This window comes from Phenylobacterium sp., assembly GCF_036402295.1.
GTDB lineage: Bacteria > Pseudomonadota > Alphaproteobacteria > Caulobacterales > Caulobacteraceae > Phenylobacterium.
In genome coordinates this window covers 1-20,087 of record NZ_DASWTE010000009.1, presented here as the reverse complement: position 1 = coordinate 20,087, position 20,087 = coordinate 1, and the positions used below count along the sequence as shown (strand labels likewise).

The following is a 20,087-nucleotide window of genomic DNA, read 5'->3' as shown; positions in this document are numbered from 1 at the left end:
CGGCGCCGCGAGTCGCGGCGCGGACCGCGAGGCCCGCCACCACCGGCAGGGCGCGCGGGTTGCGCGTGGCGTATTCGGCCATCGCGTCCAGGGCCTCGTCTTCCGACGCTCCCTCGGCGCGCAGGCGGCCAAGGACCCCGGCGACCCGCGCCGCGGCCTGGGCGTACGGATGCGGAATGACCCGCAGGATCGGCGCCGCGGCGCGGGCGACGCGCCCCACCGTTCGGGCGCCCCGGCGGACGGCGCCGGCGACGCGGCGGGCGCCCCGGGCGATCCGGCGCAGGAACTCGTCCGAGTCCTCGGCGGACAGCGCACGGGCGACCACGGTGTCGAAGTCGTCGTCCTCGTCGCCTTCGTCCCACGAGTCCGCCTCGTCGAACTCGTCGCCTTCGTCCCACGAGTCCGTCTCGTCGAACTCGTCGCCTTCGTCCCCTTCGTCGAACTCGTCGCCTTCGTCGAATTCGTCCCCTTCGTCGAATTCGTCGCCTTCGTCGAATTCGTCGAACTGATCGCCCTCGTCGAATTCGTCGTACGAGTCCGCAGCGCCTTCGGCTTCCTCGTAGGCGAGGTCGTCGAACATGTCCTCTTCGTTGAGCATCACGACTTCTCCTCATTCCGAACGGCGCTGTCCGCCGAACGAGCTCGGGATGGCAGGGTCCAGCCTGCGACCTCCTGCCTCAAGTCGCCCCGGTGTCGTCGGCCCGAGGGGGTCGGGCGGGCGAAGTCAGGCGAGCGCGGTCGGGCATGCGCCGTCCGCCGCCTCGGGTGCGGCGTGATGGGTCGGGCGACGCGGGTCGGGGGGTGCGGGTCCGGCGGGCGGGGTCGGGCTGTCTGGGTCCGTTGCGCGGGGTCCCGCGCCGTGGGTCGGCCACTTGCACTACAAACTCCCTTCCTCCTCGATGGAGGAAGGGCCGGGGATGGAGGTGTGCCCGGAGAGGTGGAGGACGAGGCGCGTTTGGTGTCGACGCCCACGCGCGCCACACCGCCGACTCGGTGGCCACACTTTCACCCAACCCTCCTCCATCGAGGAGGAGGGCTAATGGGGCGCCGCTACCGCGGCAGCTTCGACGTCCCCATCAGGAACTCGTCCACCGCGCGGGCGCACTGGCGGCCCTCGCGGATGGCCCACACCACCAGCGACTGGCCGCGGCGGGCGTCGCCGCAGGCGAAGATGTTGGACTGCGAGGACTGGTAGTTGGCCATTGTGGCCTTCACGTTGCCGCGCGAGTCCAGCTCGACGCCGCTCTGCTCGACGACACCGGCCTTCGTCGGACCCAGGAAGCCCATGGCCAGAAGCACCAGGTCGGCCTTCAGCTCGAAGCCGGAACCTTCGGCCTCGCGCATCTGTGTGCGCCCGTCCGCGCCGGTCACCCACTCGACGCGCGCGCACTCGAGCGCGGTGACCTGGCCGTCCTTGCCGACCGCCCGCTTGGTGATGACCGAGAAGTCGCGCTCCACGCCTTCCTGCTGCGACGACGAGGTGCGCAGCTTCAGCGGCCAGTCGGGCCAGGTCAGCGCCTTGTTCTCGCGCTCGGGCGGCATCGGCATGATCTCGAGCTGGGTGACCGAGGCCGCGCCTTGCCGGTTCGACGTGCCGATGCAGTCGCTCCCGGTGTCGCCGCCGCCGATGACGACCACGTGCTTGCCCTTGGCCGAGATCGTGCCGCCCGGCGCGGCGATGGCCTCGCTGTCACCCGCGTTGCGCTTGTTCTGCTGGGTCAGGAACTCCATGGCGTAGTGGATGCCTGAGAGCTCGCGGCCCGGAACCTCGAGGTTCCGCGGGTCCTCGGCACCGTTGGCCATCACCAGCACGTCGTAGTCGTCGAGCAGGCGCTGCACTGAGACCATGCCGCCCACCTCGAAGCTGGTGCGGAAGATCACGCCCTCGGCCTCCATCTGCCGGACGCGCCGGTCGATGAGGTGCTTCTCCATCTTGAAGTCAGGGATGCCGTAGCGCAGCAGCCCGCCGACACGATCCGACTTCTCGAAGACGGTCGTGGCGTGGCCGGCGCGCGCCAGCTGCTGGGCGCAGGCCAGGCCCGCCGGGCCGGAGCCGACCACCGCCACCCGCTTGCCGGTGCCGCGCGGCGACGGCTCGGGGACCACCCAGCCCTCGTCCCAGCCGCGGTCGATGATCTGGCACTCGATCGACTTGATGGTGACCGGCGCGTCCGTGATGTTCAGCGTGCACGAGGCCTCGCAGGGGGCGGGGCAAATCCGGCCGGTGAACTCTGGGAAGTTGTTGGTGGACTGCAGGTTGTCCAGCGCCTCGCGCCACTGGCCGCCGTAGACGAGGTCGTTGAAGTCCGGGATCTGGTTGTTCACCGGGCAGCCCTGGTGACAGAACGGAATCCCGCAATCCATGCAGCGCGCGGCCTGCGCCTGCAGCTCGGGCTGCGGCAGCGGCTGGACGAATTCCTTCCAGTGTTTCAGGCGCTCGGCTACGGGCGCATAGCCGCGGTCGTGGCGCTCGATCTCCAGAAAGCCGGTCGGCTTACCCATCTGTTTCCCCAGCAGTCTGAAGCTATTCGGCGGCGACCGCGGCCGCGGCGCGGCGCTCGGTGGCCATGTCGGTGAGCGCGCGGCGGTAGTCCTTCGGCATCACCTTCACGAACGACGGCAGCACCTGGTCCCAGTTCTCCAGGATCTCGGAGGCCCGGCGGCTGCCCGTGTGCAGGTGGTGGCGCTCGATCAGGATACGCAGCCGCTCGACGTCGTGGCCCAGGAGGTCGCCCATCCCGGCGTTGTCCACCGCGACCGACCGCTGGCTCGGCTTGTTGTCCTCGTCGCCGAGGGACGTGACCTCGACGCAGTCCAGGTCGACCATGGCCTTGTTGCAGAGCTGCTCGAAGCGCTTGCGCGGATCGTAGACGTACGCCACGCCGCCGCTCATGCCCGCCGCGAAGTTGCGGCCGGTGTCGCCCAGCACCACCACCACGCCGCCGGTCATGTACTCGCAGCCGTGGTCGCCCACGCCCTCGACCACCGCCACGGCGCCCGAGTTGCGCACGGCGAACCGTTCGCCCGCCACGCCCTCGAAATAGGCCTCGCCGGCGATGGCGCCGTAGAGCACCGTGTTGCCGACCACGATGTTGCGGGTCGGGTCGCGGCGGCTCTCGGCCGGCTGGCGCACGACGACGCGACCGCCGGACAGGCCCTTGCCGACGTAGTCGTTGGCGTCGCCGATCAGGGTCAGGCTCACGCCGCGCGCCAGGAAGGCGCCGAAGCTCTGGCCGGCCGTGCCCCGCAGGGTCAGCGCGATCGTGTCTTCCGGCAGGCCGGCATGGCCGTAGCGCTTGGCCACCTCGCCCGAAAGCATGGCGCCCGCGGTGCGGTTGACGTTGCGGATCGCATACTCGCCGCGCACCGGCTCGCCCCTTTCCAGCGCCGCGGCGCTGTCGGCGATGAACTGGTGGTCCAGGGCCTTCTCCAGCCCGTGGTCCTGGCGGTCCTTGTTCCAGAGGCACGCCTGGCCCTCGGCGGGCTTGGCGTAGAGCAGCCGCGACAGGTCGATGCCCTGCGCCTTCCAGTGGCCGACGGCCTCCTCCATGTCGAGGCGGTCGACCCGGCCGATCATCTCGTTGAGCGTGCGGAAGCCCATCTGCGCCATGATCGCGCGCAGCTCCTCGGCCACGAAGAAGAAGTAGTTGATCACGTGCTCGGGCTGGCCGGTGAAGCGCGCCCGCAGCACCGGGTCCTGGGTCGCCACGCCCACCGGGCAGGTGTTGAGGTGGCACTTGCGCATCATGATGCAGCCGGCCGCGATCAGCGGCGCCGTGGCGAAGCCGAACTCGTCGGCGCCCAGCAGCGCGCCGATGGCCACGTCGCGGCCGGTGCGCAGGCCGCCGTCCACCTGCACCGCGATACGCGTGCGCAGGCCGTTCAACAGCAGCGTCTGCTGGGTCTCGGCGAGGCCGATCTCCCAGGGCGAGCCCGCGTGCGTCAGCGAAGTCAGCGGCGAGGCGCCCGTGCCGCCCTCGAAGCCCGAGATGGTCACGTGGTCGGCGCGCGCCTTGGCCACGCCCGCGGCCACGGTGCCGACGCCCACCTCCGACACCAGCTTCACCGAGATGCGGGCGCGCGAATTGACGTTCTTCAGGTCGTGGATGAGCTGGGCAAGGTCCTCGATCGAGTAGATGTCGTGGTGCGGCGGCGGGCTGATCAGGCCCACGCCCGGGGTCGAGTGCCGGACCTTGGCGATGTTCTTGTCCACCTTGTGCCCGGGCAGCTGGCCGCCCTCGCCGGGCTTGGCGCCCTGGGCCATCTTGATCTGGATGTCGTCGGCGTTGACCAGGTACTCGGCGGTCACCCCGAAGCGGCCCGAGGCCACCTGCTTGATGGCCGAGCGCATCGAGTCGCCGTTCGGCAGGCGCACGAAGCGGTCGGGCTCCTCGCCGCCCTCGCCCGTGTTCGACCGCCCGCCGATGCGGTTCATGGCGATGGCCAGCGTGGTGTGCGCCTCGCGGCTGATCGAGCCGAAGCTCATGGCGCCGGTCGAGAACCGCTTCACGATCTCGGAGGCGGGCTCCACCTCGTCCAGCGGCACGGGCGTCTCGCCAGGCTTGAAGCGCATCAGGCCGCGCAGGGTCAGCAGGCGTTCCGACTGCTCGTTGATGGCGGTGGCGAACTTCTCGTACTCGGCGGGGATGTTGCCGCGCACGGCGTGCTGCAGGCCCGAGATGGATTCCGGCGTCCAGGCGTGCGCCTCGCCGCGGAGGCGCCAGGCGTACTGGCCGCCGACGTCCAGCATGGACTTGAAGATCGGGTTGTCGCCGTAGGCGTCGCGGTGCCGGCGCACCGTCTCCTCGGCGATCTCGGCCAGGCCCACGCCTTCGATCGTGGTGGCCGTGCCCGTGAAGTACTTCTCGATCAGGTCGGACGAGAGGCCGACCGCGTCGAATATCTGAGCGCCGCAGTAGGACTGGTAGGTTGAGATGCCCATCTTGGACATCACCTTCATGATGCCCTTGCCCACGGCCTTGATGTAGTTCTTGCGCACGTCGTAGGCCGACAGCGTCAGGCCGTCCTTCACCCGCAGCTGTTCCAGCGTCTGGAACGCCAGGTAGGGGTTGACGGCTTCCGCGCCATATCCCGCCAGCACGCAGAAATGGTGCACCTCGCGCGCCTCGCCGGTCTCGATCACGAGACCGGTCTGCATGCGCAGGCCCTGGCGGATCAGGTGGTGGTGCACGGCCGCGGTGGCCAGCGCCGCCGGGATCGGGATCCTCTCCACCGACGTCTCCCGGTCCGACAGGATCAGGATGTTCATGTCGGCCAGGACGTAGTCGGTCGCCTCGCGGCAGATCCGCTGGATCGCCGCCTCGAGCCCGCTCGCGCCTTCGGCCATCGGCCACGTGATGTCGATGGTCGCCGTGCGGAAGGCGCCGTCCAGGAGTTCGTTGATCGCCCGGATCTTGGCCAGGTCCTCGTCGGTGAGGATCGGCTGCGCCACCTCGAGCCGCTTGTGGGTGCCGGCCTGGCGGCCCAGCAGGTTCGGACGCGGCCCGATCATCGAGACTAGGCTCATCACCAGCTCTTCCCGGATCGGGTCGATGGGCGGGTTCGTGACCTGGGCGAAGTTCTGCTTGAAGTACTCGTAGAGAAGCTTGGCGCGGTTCGAGAGCACGGCGATGGGCGTGTCGTGGCCCATGGAGCCGACCGGGTCGTCGCCGTCCTTGCCCATCGGCTCGAGGAAGAACGCCAAGTCCTCCTGGGTGTAGCCGAACGCCTGCTGGCGATCGAGCAGGGTGTCGGGGTCGTTGGGGCCGGGCTCGCCGGCCACGCCCTCGAGCTTCAGCTCCTCGAGCTTGAACTGGGTCTCGGCCAGCCACTCCTCGTAGGGCTCGGCCTCGGCGAGGGTTCGCTTGATCTCCTCGTCCTCGATGATGCGGCCCTCTTCCATGTCGATGAGCAGCATCTTGCCGGGCTGGAGCCGCCACTTGCGGACGATCCGCTCCTCCGGGATGTCGAGCACGCCGACCTCCGAGGCCATCACCACATGGTCCTGGTCAGTGATCACGAAACGGGCGGGGCGCAGGCCGTTGCGGTCCAAGGTGGCGCCGATTTGCCGCCCGTCGGTGAAGGCCACGGCGGCCGGGCCGTCCCACGGCTCCATCAGCGCGGCGTGGTACTCGTAGAAGGCCTTGCGCTTTGAATCCATGAGCGGATTGCCGGCCCAGGCCTCCGGGATCAGCATCATCATGGCTTGCACCATCGGGATGCCGCCGGCGACCAGCAGCTCCAGCGCGTTGTCCAGGCACGCGGTGTCCGACTGCCCGTGCGGGATGAGCGGCCACATCTTGTTGAGGTCGGGCCCCAGCAGGTCGCTTTCCAGCGTGCGCCGGCGGGCGTTCATCCAGTTCACGTTGCCGCGGACGGTGTTGATCTCACCGTTGTGGGCGATGAACCGGTAGGGGTGCGCGAGCCTCCAGGACGGGAAGGTGTTGGTCGAGAACCGCTGGTGCACCAGCGCCAGCGCGCTCTCGCAGCGCTCGTCCTTGAGGTCCTTGTAGAAGCTGCCCACCTGGTGGGCGAGCAACAGGCCCTTGTAGACCACCGTCCGGGTCGAGAACGACGGCATGTAGACCTGGGTCAGCGCCGGCAGGCCGCGCTTGGCGGCCACTTCGGCCAGCGGGTTCTGGAACTGCTTGCGCACCGCCAGCAGCTTGCGCTCGTGCCCGTCCTGGTCCTTCACGTTGGGGCCGCGGCCGATGAACGCCTGGCGGATAACCGGCATCGAGGCCAGCACGGCCTCGCCCAGGCCCGTGGTGTCGGTAGGCACGTCGCGCCAGCCCAGCAGCGGCTGCTTCTCGACGCGCAGGAAGTGCTCGAACTGCTCCAGCGCCGCGGCGCGCGCCAGCGCGTCCTGCGGCAGGAAGCACATGGCCACCGCGTACTCGCCGGCCGGCGGCAGGTCGACGCCCTCCTCCTCGGCCCAAGCGCGATAGAGGCCGTCGGGGATCTGGATCAGGCAGCCCGCGCCGTCGCCCACCAGCGGATCGGCGCCCACCGCGCCGCGGTGGTCGATGTTGAGCAGGATCTGAAGCCCGGCCTCGATCACCTCGTGCGATTTGCGGCCTTTGATGTTCGCCACAAAGCCCACGCCGCACGCATCGTGCTCGTTCCGGGGATCGTAGAGTCCTTGCCGCTCAGGCAGATCCATAGCCGTCCGTCTTCTTCCAGTCGTGCACGCGCAAGCACGGCCCCGCGTCTCTCACGAGGGGTCGTGCGCACACCTCGCTCGGCCTTTAAGCGGCAAGATCGTGCCTTGTCGATAGGGGGCGCCCCTTCGAAGGGGTAAACTTTTCTAATGGTTCGATCAGAAGGCGGTGATCGACAGCGCGATCTCGTCCCTGATGGGGCGTGACGGTGCGGTAGCGCTTAGGCCACCAACACCCCATCGCGGCCGCGGCGCGCCAGCAGCGCCCCGATGGTGTCGTACAGGTTGGTCATCGAGACGGGCTTCAGGATCACGTCGTCGGCCCCCGCCGCCCTGCAGTCGGCGTCGATGGTCGAGCCGCCGTCGGCGGTCACCACGATGACCGGCACCTGGGCCTTGTCGTCATCGCGCGCGCGGATGTGGCGGATGGCGGTCATGCCGTCCATGCCCGGCAGGCGCAGGTCCATGAGGACCAGGTCGTACTCGTTGGCGTCGATCATCTGCAGGCCGGATGCGCCGTCCGCCGCTTCGGACATGTCGAAACCGCCGGCCCGCAGCATCTCCCCCACGACGCGGCGGTTGATCTCGTTGTCCTCGACAAAAAGGACCCGCATGCCGGAAGCTCCGAAGCCTGTCGGCATGCCGTCGGGCGGCCGCCTGCTCGGCAGCTTAGATTGAGGTTTATAAGCCCGCCGCTGTATTTTTTCGGTTTTGCGGCGCGTCCTCGCGTCGCACGGCAAAGGTTCAGGCCTTCACGAGCTCGACCCGCGTCCCGCAGAGGCTGACCTTCCCGTCGGCGTCCAGCCGGCCGCGCGCCCTGGCCTTGGCGCGCACCGCCTCGGGGTCATGCACCGCCACGTCGAACGCCGCCACGCCCTCGCCGCGGCCGTCACGCGCCGGGGAGAAGCGGATTTCGCCACCCTCCAGCGGGATCTTCCAGGCGCCGCCGCCGCCGGTGCGCTCGCGACCCAGCACCTCGGCCCAGCGCTTCGACATGGCGTCGGGATCGTCGGCCTGCAGCTCGGCGCCCACGATCTTCGACGAGACGTCGGTCTTGACGTTGGCCTTCCAGTTCGGCCCGCCCCACTCCCAGCGATCGTAGGGGACCATCTCGTCCAACGACAGGATCGCCCCGCCCACGTCCTTGGGATGCAGGTGGGTGAAGTGGACGCCGTCACCATCGAACTTGTCGGCGAAGCGCACGCCCTGGGACGTCGCCAGCTCGCGGGCCGCCTGGATGTCGTCGACCTGCAGGATGACCATGTAGCCGCCGTCGCCGCCGCGCTTCTCCAGCAGCCGGCCGGCCGTGGTGCCGTCCTGGGTGGGCGAGACCACCTCGAGGAAGGTGTCGCCGATCGGCCAGACGGCGTTGTGCAGGCCGTACTTCTTCACCCCCGGGTCGGCGTAGTCGCCGCCCAGCCCCAGCACATCGACGATGTCGGCCTTGGCCGCGGCGAGGTCCTCGCCCACCAGGGCGATCTGACGGATGCGCATGGTCTTCCTCCGGGTTCTTTGGGCGAGAGACTACGGAAACCGCCGCAGGGGCCGTCAAGCCTTACGGGGCGGCGCCTTCCGCCCGCCGGACGCCGGGCCTATCGTCCCCGCCCAAGAGGAAGGGATGCAGACCATGGCCGACATCGACACCGGAACCACCGACCTTTTGGCCCGCCAGGACGGCGGCGTGCTGACGCTGACGCTGAACCGCCCCGAGGCGCGCAACGCGCTCTCCGGCGAGATGCTGAGCGCGCTGAGCCAACAGCTGGCCTGGGCCGAGCTCGAGCCGTCGGTGCGCTGCATCGTGGTGACCGGGGCCGGCAAGGGCTTCTGCGCCGGCGGCGACGTGAAGGGCATGGCCAGCCGCAACACCGGCGGCGAGCCGATCAGCCTGGACGACCGCCTGCAGAACCAGCGGGTCAGCCAGAAGGCCACCTCGGGCAAGCTGTTCAAGATGGCCAAGCCCACCATCGCCGCCCTGCCCGGCGCGGCGGCGGGCGCGGGTCTCGGCATCGCGCTCGCCTGCGACCTGCGGATCATGGCCAGGACCGCGATCCTGACCACGGCCTTCGCCAAGGTGGGCTTCCCGGGCGACTACGGCGCCGGCTACTTCCTCTCCAAGCTGGTGGGCGCGGCCAAGGCGCGCGAGCTGTTCTACTTCTCCGACCGCGTCACCGCCGATGAGGCGCTCGCCCTGGGGCTGGTGAATTGGGTGGTCGAGCCCGACGAGCTCGAGGCGCGCACGAAGGAGATCGCGCAGAAGCTCGCCTCCGGCCCGTCGGTCGCCTTCCGCTACATGAAGGAGAACCTGAACCGCGCGCTGATGGGCGCCGACGTGGACGAGTACCTCGACGTCGAGACCACGCACCAGGTCCACTGCAGCCAGACCCACGACCACCAGGAAGCCGCCCGCGCCTTCGTCGAGAAGCGGGAACCCGTGTTCCTGGGGAGGTGAGCTGACGGCCCGCGCAGCGGGCGATCGTTGCTCAGGAAGAAGGAGATCCACGGAAGCACACGGAAACACACGGAAGGCGAAGCTGCGCGTCCGTGTCCTTCCGTGTGTTTCCGTGGACAATCAAAGCGACGGCGCCGCTTCGCGGCCTTTCAGAACACGCTCCAGCCCATGCGGGTCGCGAGCTTTTCCAGGGCGAGCGTCCCGACCTGGCTGTTGCCCACCTCGTTCAGGCCCGGCGACCAGACCGCCACCGCCGCGCGATCGGGCACGACGGTGAGGATGCCGCCGCCGACGCCGCTCTTGCCCGGCAGGCCCACCTGGAAGGCGAACTCGCCCGAGGCGTCGTAGTGGCCGCAGGTCATCATGATGGCGTTGATCCGCCGCGCGTGCTCGGGCGTGGCGACCTGCTCGCCGGTCAGCGGGTCCAGCCCCTCCTTCGCCAGGAACAGGCCCGCCCGCGCCAGCTGGCGGCAGGTGATCCGTAGCGAGCACTGGTGGAAGTAGGTCTGCAGCACCTCCTCCACGGGGCTCTGCAGGTTGTCGAAGCCGCGCATGAAGTTGGCGAGGCTGTAATTGCGGAAGCCGGTCGCCGCTTCGGAGGTCGCCACCTCCTTGTCGATGTCGATGGTGTCGTTGTCGGCCAGGCGGCGCAGCGTGTCGCGGATGTCGGCGATCGCCTCGGCCGAGGTCCGCTTCGCCAGCACCGCGTCGGTCACCACGATGGCGCCGGCGTTGATGAAGGGATTCCGCGGCACGCCCCTCTCGGCCTCGAGCTGGACGATGGAGTTGAACCGCGACCCCGAAGGCTCCCGGCCCACGCGCGCCCACAGCGCCTCGCCCAGCCGCTCCAGCGCCATGGTCAGGGTGAAGACCTTGGAGATGCTCTGGATGGAGAACGGCATCCAGGCGTCGCCGTACTCGGCCGTCTCGCCGTCGACGGTGATCACGGCCATGCCGAAGCGGTTGGCGTCGACCCGCGCCAGCGCGGGGATGTAGTCGGCGACCTTCCCCTCGCCCCGATGGGCGTCCATCTCGCGCCCGACGGCGGCGACGGTCTCCTGCAGGCTCGGGGGGAGGTTCTGAGCTTCGGCCATGCCCGAAGCTAGAACGTCACCTTGGCGCTGAGAACCACCCGGCTGTCGTAGGTGTCACCGAAACTGTGCTTGTCGGTGTCGTGGTAGCGCAGGTCGAAGCCCAGGTTGTCGGTGAGCTGGTAGCCGACGCCCGCATTCCAGGTGGTGTAGTCGCCGGGCCCGTCGAACGTCTGGCGGCCCAGGGCGGCGCTCAGCGACCACTTCTCGCCGATCGCGTACTCGCCGTTCACCTCGTAGTAGGCCGAGTGGTCCACGTGGCCGTAGCTGTCGGGCACGTAGTAGAAGCCCGCGCCCAGCGTCGCCGGGCCGACCGGGACCGAGGCCTTGGCCTGCAGCTCGAGATAGTCGTAGTCGGCGCCCGACGGCGCATCGACGTAGCCGTAGTAGAGCGCGCCGAAGTCCAGCGAGATGGCGCCCAGCGTCGGCGTAACGCCCGCGTAGAGGTCGTACTCGGCGTCGGTCCCGTCGTTGTAGTCGACGTTCGAGACCCAGACGCCGGCGTAGAAGAGCCCCGCCGTGGCGTCGATGCCGCCGAAGATCTGCGGGTTCTCGTCGGTGTTGCTGACACCGCGGAACACATAGTCGGTGGCCGCGCCGAAGTTGAACTCGACGTCGATCCCCTCGTCCTGGGCGAGCGCCGGGCCGGCGGCCAGCGCGTAGAAGGCGGCGGCGATCCCTGCGGCGAGGGGGGCGACGGTCTTGCGGGGGCTCATGCCGAATCCTTCGGAAGCGAGGACCACAGTCAGCACGCAACACACTTAACGGAAGCTTGGCGGGGTGCGCCGAACCTGCCTGCACCCCTCTATCAGCCGCTGAGCAGCATCTCCGTGAAGGCGCCGCGCATGCAGTGGTTCGAGCTCATCGCGGCGCCGTAGCCGCCGGCGTTCAGGAAGGCGATCCGGTCGCCCTCGGCCAGCGGGGGCATCGGCTTGTCCTGCGCCCAGGTGTCGAGCGCCTCGTTGATGTTGCCGGCGATGGTGACCGGCCGCCACGACGCCGCGTCGAAGCTGCGCGGCGTGCAGGCCGCCGGCTCGCAGGGCAGGTCGTAGTAGACGGGCTCGGGCGCGAGGTTGAAGCCGCCGTCGACGCTCACGAAGGTGGTGTCGCGCTTCGTCTCCACGTCCACCACGCCCAGCACCAGGACGCCGGCGTCCTTGACCAGGTAGTCGCCGGGCTCGACCGCCACGGTCACGTCGCGGCCCCGGAAGTGGCGGGCGAGGATGGCCGCCCAGCGGGCGAGGTCCAGCGGCCGGTCGCCCTCGCGGTGCGGCAGGCCCAGGCCGCCCCCGACGTTCACCGCCGTCACGTCCGGCGCGTCGTCCAGGAAGCCCCGGGCCGCGCCAACCGCCGCGTCCCACGCGTCGAGCTCGGTCGTCAGGTAGCCGCAGCCCACGTGGAAATGCAGCGACGTGACCTTCAGGCCGTACGCCCGCGCCGTCGCCAGCGCCTCGCCCCACTGCGCGCGGTAGATCCCGAACTTGGTGGCCGCAGACCCCGCGTAAGTCAGCCGCTCGCTGCCGCCGTAGCCCGTGCCGCGCTCGGGATTGACCCGGATGCCGATGGCGCGGCCCGGCGCGCGCTCGCCGATCCGGCGGATCTGGCCCACGCTGTCGCAGTTGATCGTCAGCTCCGGGTGCGCCAGCAGCCGGCTGAGGTCGCGGTTCGAGACGGCGGTCCCGGTGAAGCTGATGTTGGCGGCCGCGAACCCCGCGGCGAGCGCGCGGTCAACCTCGTCGGGCGAACAGGCGTCGATGCCGCTGCGGCCCCAGCGCGCCATCGCCTCCAGCAGCGGAACGTGCCGGTTCGACTTCATGGCGTAGTACACACGTGTGGGCCGCCCGACGCCGGCCAGGGCGCCCTGCAGCCGCGCCAGGTTCGCCGCCACCCGCGCCTGGCCGTACAGGAACAGCGGCCCCTCGACCGCGTCGGCCAGCGCCGCCACGTCGCCGCCCGCGAAGTGCAGCCGCCCGTCCACGTAGTCGAGGTCGTCGCGCGACCACCAGAACCGAGGCTGCAGCCGCTCGGCAGGCAGCGCGCTCACCGGCCGATCGACGCCAGGTACGCCCGCCCTTCGGCGTTCGGCGCCTCGGCCCGGCCGGTGATCCAGCGCCGGCAGGCAGGCGCGCCGCAATGGCACTCGAACTGGCGGTAGAGCACGTCCTCGGTCGCTGCATAGTCGATGGTCAGCAGCCCGTCCGCCTCGACGTCCGTCAGCGCCTGCAGCTCGAAGCGCTGCATGTCGAGCCGGCAGTTTGGGTCGCAGCTGTGCGACAGAAAACCGATGAACCTGGTCTCGGCGATGTGCAGGTGCTCGCTGACCTGCAGGCTGTGCAGGCGCAGCTCCGGGGTGATCACGCCGGTGAAGTGGTGCACCACCGCCCCCGCCTGCCGCGGGACCAGCGTGCGCACGCCCAGGCCGTGTTTTGCCGAGGCGTCCAGCACCTCAAGCGCTTCATCGTCCTCGATGAGTGATTCGCGGGGGAGAGCCATTTCAACTCTAGGATGCCTTGCCGCGGCTTCGTCGAGAAGGCGACATGAAGTCCTAAGACTTCGAAAAGCTCAGCTTGTTGTGTCCGTCGACCCGCTCGTAGCGCACCTCGTCCATCAGCTGCCGCACCAGATGCACGCCAAGGCCGCCGATCTGGCGCTCGCCGACCGGGAGGCTGGTGTCGGGTGCGGGCGCCAATGTGGGGTCGAATGGCGCGCCGTCGTCCGCCACTTCGACCATCACGCGACCCCCACGTACAGCCGCCGTCACCGTGATCGCCTGGGCGCCGCTGTGGTCCAGGGCGTTGCTCAGCACCTCGTCGGCGGCGACCATCACGGCGCTGACGGCCGACATCGACGCGCCCGCCTTGAGGAGGTGCGCTTCCAGGGCGTCCAGCAGGGTTGGAAGGCCAGTCCTGCCGCCGGAGAGCGTATGGGAGAAGTCGGCGGCCATATCGCCCTTGCGGGGACTCAACGCGGCCACTCTAGTCGCGTGGCCAATTATCGCAAACGCCCGGATACTCGGGCGTCGGGATCGTGAGGGGCGCCCATGCAGATCAGTGAACAGACCCGCGGCGGGACCCTGGTGATCCAGGCGTCGGGCCGGCTCGACTCCAGTTCGGCAGGCGCGCTCGAGGCGGTGCTGCCGGCGCGGATCCAGGCGAACGACAAGGTGGTCGTGAACCTGTCGGACGTGCCGTACGTCTCGTCCGCGGGCCTGCGGGTGCTGCTCATCGGCGCGAAGGCGGCGCGGTCGGGCGGGCACAAGCTGGTCCTCGCCGGGCTTTCGGAGTCGGTGCGCGAGGTGTTCGACATCTCGGGTTTCACTGGCCTCTTCGCCATCGAGCCCGATCTGGAGTCAGCGCTCGCCGCCCTCGGCTGATCGCACCACCGCCAGGACGCCTTCGGCCTCGAGCAGCGTCACGAGGTCCTCCAGCACCTGCGCGGGCGTGAGCCCCGCGGCGCGGGCGACGTACGCCTCGGCCCGGGCGGCGTTGTCTCCGTCCAGCAGCGCCGGCGCACCTGCAGCGGGCGGCTCGGTCGCGGTCCAGACGCGCCAGGCGACGCGGCCGACGCCGAACACGCTGCAGCCCTCGGCGATGCAGGCCTCCGGCGCGCCGTCCAACAGGTGGGCCTCGAAGTAGCGCCGCGCGGCCAGCGCCTGGGCCAGGGCCGTCGCCGGGGTCTCGGCCGCGCACTCGCCCAACACCAGTCCTGCACGGCCGTCAGCCTCGCAGTGGGCATAGAAGCGGCCGGACGAGCCGCGCCCCAGCATGCGCACGGCCAGCGCCCCGCCGGCCGCCTCGAGCGCAAGCGGCGGGAAGGCCGTCTCGTGTTGGGCCGCGGCGCTGGCGGCCTCGTCCCGTTCGCGGTCGCGCCGGGCCAGTTCGTGACGGCCGCGCGCCAGCCGCCCGGCGACGCTGGTCCGCATCAGCCGCACGGCCAGCGCCAGGTCGCGGGTCTCGCGGATTCGAAAACCCTCGGCCTCGCTGACCGGCGCATCGGTGCGGATCGCCTGGATCAAGGCGCCCGAGCCCGCCAGCTCGCGGACGATGCCCTGGGCGATGGCCAGGGCCAGCACCAGGCCCACGAGTCCGGCGCCGACGACCAGCCCGGCCACCAGCCGCCGCAGCTCGGCCACCTCGGCGATGAGCGGGGCCGCGTCGATCTGGGCCACCACGAACCGGCCGCCCTCCACGGGCGCGAGGCCGGTGATGTGCTGGCGCCCGGCGGCGTCGACCGCCACCGGTAAGGCCGCGGGGGCGACCGGCCGCGCGTACGGCGACCGGCCCGCGGGAGCGGCGCCCACTACAGGCGAGGCCCGCCCCTCGGCGTCCACGAGATAGAGCGCGGTGAGGCCGGTCACGTGCGTCGCGGCGCTCCTCAGGCCGGCGGCCCGCACCGGGTCGGCCAGGGCGTTGGCGAGGTCGTGCGTGTCGGCGAAGGCCGCCACGGTGACCGCCGCCGCGATCGCCTGTCCCTCCAGCCCGCGCTCGGCCTCAGCCCGCTCCCAGAAGTAGACCAGCGCGCCGTTCACGCCGGCCAGCAGCAGGAACAACGGCACGACCAGCAGCAGGAAGGCGCGGCGGATGGTCATCGGCCGCGCCGCTCGGAGAGGTCGCGCAGGCCCACCACGAACTCCGGGCATTCACGGGCGATGGTGAAGACGTGTGGCTTGGCGACGACCAGGGCCTCCAGGCCGTCCGGCCCCGCGACATGCTCGGCGGGCGTCGCCAGGCCGAACAGCAGTCCCGGCGCATCGAACACGACCGGCGCCGGTACGCCGTCCGCCAGGGCGCCGCCTTCGACCGTCACGAACAACGCCTCGGGAACCACGCCGGCCGGCAGGACCAGCTTGCCCGGCGCAAAACTGCGGGCGCGGGCGTGGCGCGCGATCAGCAGCAGCTCGGTGTCCTCGAGCCGCTGGAAGGGGCCCACGCCGCGCAGGGCGAACAGGCGCTGGACGACCTCGGCCCCGATCACGCCGCGGCCTCCTCGGCGACCGTCCCGTGCTGCGCCACCGCCAGCACGGGCCAGCGGGCGGCAAGCTTGCGGTCGGCTGCGAAGCGTTCCGCCAACCCCGACATCGCCCGACGCTCCAGCCGCGCGTCCAGGCCGTCGTCGGCGGGCCGCCAGACGATCCGCCCGCCCTTGCCGCCCAGCAGCACCACCGGCTCGGCCGGCCCCAGCGCCGCTTCCAGCACCGCCACGTTGCGCGCGCGGTCGTGGGCCAGCGTCTCGGACCAGGCCGTTCGCATCGATGCGATCAGGTGGCCCGCCAGCTCGGCTATGGAGACGCGCAGGTGGCGCACTTCCTTCGGGGCCGCGGTCTCGGCCGGCGGGGCGCGGTCGCCGGCGGCGATGCGCAACGCCTCGGATTTCAGCGCCTCGATGGGCTGGGCCACGTGGCGCACGATCTGCAGCGTCACCAGCGCCGAGGCCAGCAGCGAGACCACGCCGATCAGGGCGCTGACCAGCAGCGCGTTCTGCGTCGCCACCTCGATCACCGAGATGTTCACGTCCGCACCCGCCGTGGCCACGATCCTGCCCTGGCGGTCGCGCACCGGCGCCGCGGCGGTCTTCAGGAGGCCCCACTGCTCCTGGAATTCGATGGGCGAGACATAGATCGACCCGTCCGCCGTGGCCCTGCGCAGGCCGGTCCGGGTCTCGGCGGTCAGCTCGTCCTCCGAGCCGATGGCCGAGTGCTCGTCGCCCTCGGTGGCGTCGAGGACGTAGATCACGTCCTTCGTCCCGCCCAGCACCTGGGAATAGAGGTAGGTCAGCTGCAGCTCGCGGCGGATTCGGCGCATCGGCTGCACGTTGCGCAGGTACGGACCCATCGCTTCCACCGACTCGGCCGGCGCCCGGACCTTGGCGGCCTGGATCAGGAAGTCGTGGTCGGCGGGGTCGATCAGGGCGCCCGTGAGCGCACTCGTGGTCACGAGCTTGCGCGAGAACCCGTCCAGGATGCTGTCGTAGAGCCGCGTGTAGACCAGCGCGCCCAGGCCGATCGCCAGCACCACGATCGCCGGCGTGAAGGTGCGCCAGAGCAGCGTCTTGATGGGAGTCCCCTCAGGCTGCATAGGCGCGACCGTCCTGGACCTTGAGCATGGTGAGCGCGAGGTCCGGGTAGCGCGCGGCCACCTCGTCGATGTCGGGTCGCGAGAGCCACCACGACCGGCCGCCAGCCGACAGCTCCAGCGGCTTGCGCGCCGCCGGCTCCGAGGTCACCCGTTCGGCCAGCGCCACCTGGGCGTCTGTGGACGCGGCCGCGAACTCAGGCCGTTCGCGGATCGCCGCCACCAGGTCCACCACCGTCGGCCGGTCCGCGCCCGGAAGGCCCAGCAGGCGGGCGTAGCTGTCGCGGAAGATGTCGGACAGGCCCGGCTCGATGGCGCCGCGCAGGTGCGCCGCCAGCTCCCCCTCGGGCACGAGGTCGCGCAGCGCCTGGGCCGCCGCGGCGGCTTCGAAGCCATGGGTCGTGTCGACGACCTCCTTGAGCAGCGCCGCCAGTTCTCCGCCGGCCCCGCCGGTCGCCACCTCGCGGCGGTTCACCAGAGGCTCCAGCTTCCGCCAGGTGGTGTGGTCGACGCCGGCCGCGATCGCCTCGATGGCGTTGCCCCGCACCTTCGGGTTCGCCGAGTGCAGCGAGACGATCAAGAGGTCGAAGTCCGGCAAGAGGCCGCCCAGGGCCAGCAGCTCGAGCGTGAAGTCCACCGACTCCCCGATCCGCTGACGGTAGGCGTGGGCCAGCAGCGACATGGCCGGCGACCGGTGGGCCTCGGCCTCGAACCGCTGGGCGACGGCCAGCCGGGGGCCGGTCTCGCCCAGCTCCTCGCGCACCAGCCGGTCCAGCTGCGACATGAACTGGGCGTGGCTGAGCGTCGAGAGCGCCCGGGCCGCCATCGAGCGCGCACGGTAGGGCGTCTGGTAGTTGCGCAACGCCTGCATCAGCCGCGGGATCGCCGCCTCGCCGAAACCCACCAGCACGGCCTCGGCCGCGCGCAGCTCGCGCGGGCTGAGCTGCGCGGCCGCCGCCAGGATCTGCGGGACCGCCTCCACGTCGCCGATCGCCGCCAGCAGCTCCAGGATCGTGCGGCGGCTCGTGCGATCCATCACCGGCAGGTTCTCGACCAGTGGGCCCACTAGGCCGATGTCGCCCGGCCCGACCACGCTCACGAGCGCCTGCAGCGCATACTTCCGCACCGACGGCGACGGGTCGGCGAGCTTGGCGGCGAACGCCTTCGTCGCCTCGGACTCCTCCTCCTCGGCGGCCGGGTGCGCCGGGGGCTTCGTCGCGTGGGCGTGGAGCAGCCAACGGGCCGCCGCCGCGGTGCCCGAGTCCGGCTCCGCCGCCTTGGCCTTCAGCACCTCGGTGGCCTGGGCGTCGAAGACGGGCGTGGCGATGTCGGGGTCGCCGAAGTTCAGCCAGCCCCGGCGCATGTTCGCCTCCATGGCGCCCGGGTAGTAGTGCCGCAGCGCCATCACCACGCCGACCAGCCCCGCGCCCAGCACCACGCCGATGCCCGAGAGCTCGCGCATGTCGGAGTGCCTGGCCGCCAGCAGCAGGAAGCCGCCCGCCAGGAGGCTCGCCAGCGGCTCGGCCAGGCCCTCGACAACGGTCCGGAACGGCCGCTTCACCGCCGACGGCGTCGCGTTGAAGAGCAGGTTCTGGTTGTTGTACTCGATCGATGTGAGCACGCCGTGATAGGCGAAGAACGCCGCGAAGGCCGCCGGCTCGCCCCCCGCCATGAAGAAGTAGGCGAAGACCGCGAAGTAGGTCAGCGGCAGGACCAGCGCCACGTTGCGCACACCCGCCCGCGTCACCAGCCGGTTGAACACGAAGAGGCAGACCACCAGGTTGAACACGTTGGTCGCGGCGTAGAGGCGGCCGAACAGCCCGGCGAGCTCCGCCTCGCTGCGGCCCTTCTGCAGCACCGTCGAATACTGGAACTCGGCGAGGTTGGTCATCAGCAGGGTGACGAACAGCGTCAGCACCAGGGCCACGGCGTAGGGCGAGGTGCGGAACGTCCGCACCACGCGCAGCGCCTGGGTGCGCACGTCCGTGCTCTCGCCGTCGAGGTCGGTGTCGGTGTCGGCGATCCGCCGCCAGCGGCGCCGCAGCAGGAGCGCCATCGGGGCCGTCGCCACGGCCACCCCGGCCCAGACCAGCATGAAGGCGTGCATCGGCAGGACGTTGGCGAACAGGCTGACGATCAGCGCGCCCAGCGTCGTGCCCAGGGCGCAGAAGGCGGCGAATAGTGGGAAGAGCCGCTTGGCGTCCTGGATGTCGAAGTAGGTGTCGGTGAAGTTCCAGAACAGCGTGTAGAGCCCGATGTACCACATCGCCAGGTACAGCTTCAGCGCGTAGTACAGCGTGGTGTCCCAGGGCTTGGGCAGCCCGATCTCGATCAGGGCCCACAGCACCGCCCCACCGGCGATCAGCAGGCCCAGCGTGGCCTCGACCACCCGGTCGATCGAGAAGCGGACCAGGAGGTACGAGAACACCGCCGTGTAGACCAGCATCACCACCGGGGTGAGCAGGAAGATCACCGGCAGCTTGTCGGCGCCCACGTGGGTCAGGAACGCCGCGTCGCCCGCCGCGAAGCCCACGCCCATGCCGGTCTGCAGCAACAGCCCGAACAGGCCGAACTGCAGGAGCTTCGGCCACTCCCCCGGCTCGACCTTGAACACGCGGTTCAGCAGCGCCTGCAATCTTTCCCCCGACCCTGACCTATCTGGCAATGAAGCCGACAGGCTCTAGGGCTCGTTAACGCCCCGTGGGTATTCTCTATAGACTAGCTTCAAATTTCCGAACGACCGCCACGGGCCCCTCAAAGCGCGATGACCGATCCCGCAGCAGATGCGCCCAAGCGACGGCGGCGATTCCGCCTGAAGACGCAGCTGTTGCTGCTGCTGGGCGCGCTGAACCTGGTGGCGGCCGTCGCCTATTCCGTTGTGCTGTACGAGGTCGACCGCGCCGCCATCATGGCCGGCATCGACGGCCGGCTGACGACCGCCGTCCTGGCCGTCAACGAGATCGTCCCCGACCAGTACCACGCCCGGATCATCGGCCCCGATTCGATCCCGCGCGAGGAGTACCGCCGGCTGCAGTACCGCCTGTCGCGCTTCGCCAAGCGCTCGGACCTCGTCTACGTCTACACCTACATGAAGTTCGGCGACGAGATCCGCACGGTCTCGACCAGCGCCACGGACCGCGAGATCGAGCGGCGCCAGGAGGTGCCGTTCTTCGCCCTGTACGACTCCGCCCCGGCCGCGCTCCTCAACAGCTTCGACGACGGCAAGCCGCGGTTCGAAGAGTACCAGGACGAGTTCGGCCGCTTCCGCTCGCTCTACCTGCCCGTCCGCGGCGTCGACACGCGCATGTACGTCGTGG

17 protein-coding genes are annotated in these 20,087 nt (G+C 70.4%); 3 read left to right on the top strand and 14 right to left on the bottom strand.

The window, feature by feature from the left end; translation table 11 throughout:
• The 5 genes from VGD44_RS00570 to VGD44_RS00550 form a co-directional block, all read right to left on the bottom strand.
• Positions 1 to 598, bottom strand: a 598-nt coding sequence (locus VGD44_RS00570; protein ID WP_331082772.1) for a hypothetical protein, incomplete at its 3' end; no start/stop codon positions are given.
• A gap of 452 nt (positions 599 to 1,050) precedes the next feature.
• Entirely contained in the window at positions 1,051 to 2,502 is a 1,452-nt protein-coding gene (locus VGD44_RS00565; protein WP_331082769.1) for a glutamate synthase subunit beta, read from the bottom strand.
• Between the two features lie 22 nt (positions 2,503 to 2,524).
• A complete protein-coding gene (gene gltB / locus VGD44_RS00560; RefSeq protein ID WP_331082767.1) occupies positions 2,525 to 7,162 on the bottom strand; it encodes a glutamate synthase large subunit in 4,638 nt (1,545 codons plus the stop codon).
• A 218-nt stretch (positions 7,163 to 7,380) separates the two neighbouring features.
• Positions 7,381 to 7,773, bottom strand: a complete 393-nt coding sequence (locus VGD44_RS00555; protein ID WP_331082765.1) for a response regulator — start codon at positions 7,771 to 7,773, stop codon at positions 7,381 to 7,383.
• A gap of 130 nt (positions 7,774 to 7,903) precedes the next feature.
• Complete coding sequence (locus tag VGD44_RS00550) at positions 7,904 to 8,653, bottom strand: VOC family protein (RefSeq protein ID WP_331082763.1); 750 nt, start codon at positions 8,651 to 8,653, stop codon at positions 7,904 to 7,906.
• A gap of 133 nt (positions 8,654 to 8,786) precedes the next feature.
• On the opposite strand from VGD44_RS00550, the gene VGD44_RS00545 reads away from it, so the two are divergent.
• Positions 8,787 to 9,608, top strand: a complete 822-nt coding sequence (locus VGD44_RS00545) for an enoyl-CoA hydratase-related protein (protein ID WP_331082761.1) — start codon at positions 8,787 to 8,789, stop codon at positions 9,606 to 9,608.
• Positions 9,609 to 9,757: 149 nt separating this feature from the next.
• On the opposite strand, the gene VGD44_RS00540 is transcribed toward VGD44_RS00545, so the two are convergent.
• From VGD44_RS00540 to VGD44_RS00520, 5 genes are all read right to left on the bottom strand, one after another.
• Positions 9,758 to 10,702, bottom strand: coding sequence for a glutaminase (locus VGD44_RS00540; RefSeq protein WP_331082759.1), 945 nt, complete (start codon positions 10,700 to 10,702; stop codon positions 9,758 to 9,760).
• Between the two features lie 8 nt (positions 10,703 to 10,710).
• Positions 10,711 to 11,415: a TorF family putative porin gene (locus tag VGD44_RS00535; RefSeq protein WP_331082758.1), complete on the bottom strand. Its 705-nt coding sequence runs from the start codon at positions 11,413 to 11,415 to the stop codon at positions 10,711 to 10,713.
• 92 nt (positions 11,416 to 11,507) lie between these two features.
• Positions 11,508 to 12,743 (bottom strand): hypothetical protein, encoded by a 1,236-nt coding sequence (locus VGD44_RS00530; RefSeq protein ID WP_331082756.1) that lies wholly within the window; start codon positions 12,741 to 12,743, stop codon positions 11,508 to 11,510.
• On the bottom strand, positions 12,740 to 13,192 hold the full coding sequence (locus tag VGD44_RS00525) for an SET domain-containing protein-lysine N-methyltransferase (protein ID WP_331082754.1): 453 nt from the start codon (positions 13,190 to 13,192) through the stop codon (positions 12,740 to 12,742). The genes VGD44_RS00530 and VGD44_RS00525 overlap by 4 nt, the downstream gene beginning before the upstream one ends.
• A gap of 52 nt (positions 13,193 to 13,244) precedes the next feature.
• Positions 13,245 to 13,643 carry an ATP-binding protein gene (locus VGD44_RS00520; RefSeq protein WP_331082752.1) on the bottom strand — a complete coding sequence of 133 codons (399 nt, stop codon included), beginning with the start codon at positions 13,641 to 13,643 and terminating at the stop codon, positions 13,245 to 13,247.
• A 96-nt stretch (positions 13,644 to 13,739) separates the two neighbouring features.
• On the opposite strand from VGD44_RS00520, the gene VGD44_RS00515 reads away from it, so the two are divergent.
• Positions 13,740 to 14,072, top strand: a complete 333-nt coding sequence (locus tag VGD44_RS00515; RefSeq protein WP_331082750.1) for an STAS domain-containing protein — start codon at positions 13,740 to 13,742, stop codon at positions 14,070 to 14,072.
• Here VGD44_RS00515 and VGD44_RS00510 read toward each other — a convergent pair.
• The 4 genes from VGD44_RS00510 to VGD44_RS00495 are packed head-to-tail and all read right to left on the bottom strand — an operon-like array spanning position 14,049 to position 19,405.
• A complete protein-coding gene (locus VGD44_RS00510) occupies positions 14,049 to 15,287 on the bottom strand; it encodes a hypothetical protein (RefSeq protein ID WP_331082748.1) in 1,239 nt (412 codons plus the stop codon). The two genes, VGD44_RS00515 and VGD44_RS00510, sit on opposite strands and share 24 nt — an antisense overlap.
• The gene (locus VGD44_RS00505) at positions 15,284 to 15,673 is read right to left on the bottom strand and encodes a hypothetical protein (RefSeq protein WP_331082746.1); all 390 of its coding nucleotides are present in this window, start codon (positions 15,671 to 15,673) and stop codon (positions 15,284 to 15,286) included. The genes VGD44_RS00510 and VGD44_RS00505 overlap by 4 nt, the downstream gene beginning before the upstream one ends.
• Complete coding sequence (locus tag VGD44_RS00500) at positions 15,670 to 16,773, bottom strand: hypothetical protein (protein ID WP_331082744.1); 1,104 nt, start codon at positions 16,771 to 16,773, stop codon at positions 15,670 to 15,672. The genes VGD44_RS00505 and VGD44_RS00500 overlap by 4 nt, the downstream gene beginning before the upstream one ends.
• Positions 16,763 to 19,405: a hypothetical protein gene (locus VGD44_RS00495; RefSeq protein WP_331082742.1), complete on the bottom strand. Its 2,643-nt coding sequence runs from the start codon at positions 19,403 to 19,405 to the stop codon at positions 16,763 to 16,765. The genes VGD44_RS00500 and VGD44_RS00495 overlap by 11 nt, the downstream gene beginning before the upstream one ends.
• A gap of 129 nt (positions 19,406 to 19,534) precedes the next feature.
• On the opposite strand from VGD44_RS00495, the gene VGD44_RS00490 reads away from it, so the two are divergent.
• The coding region (locus VGD44_RS00490; RefSeq protein ID WP_331082740.1) for a hypothetical protein at positions 19,535 to 20,087 on the top strand (553 nt) is incomplete at its 3' end.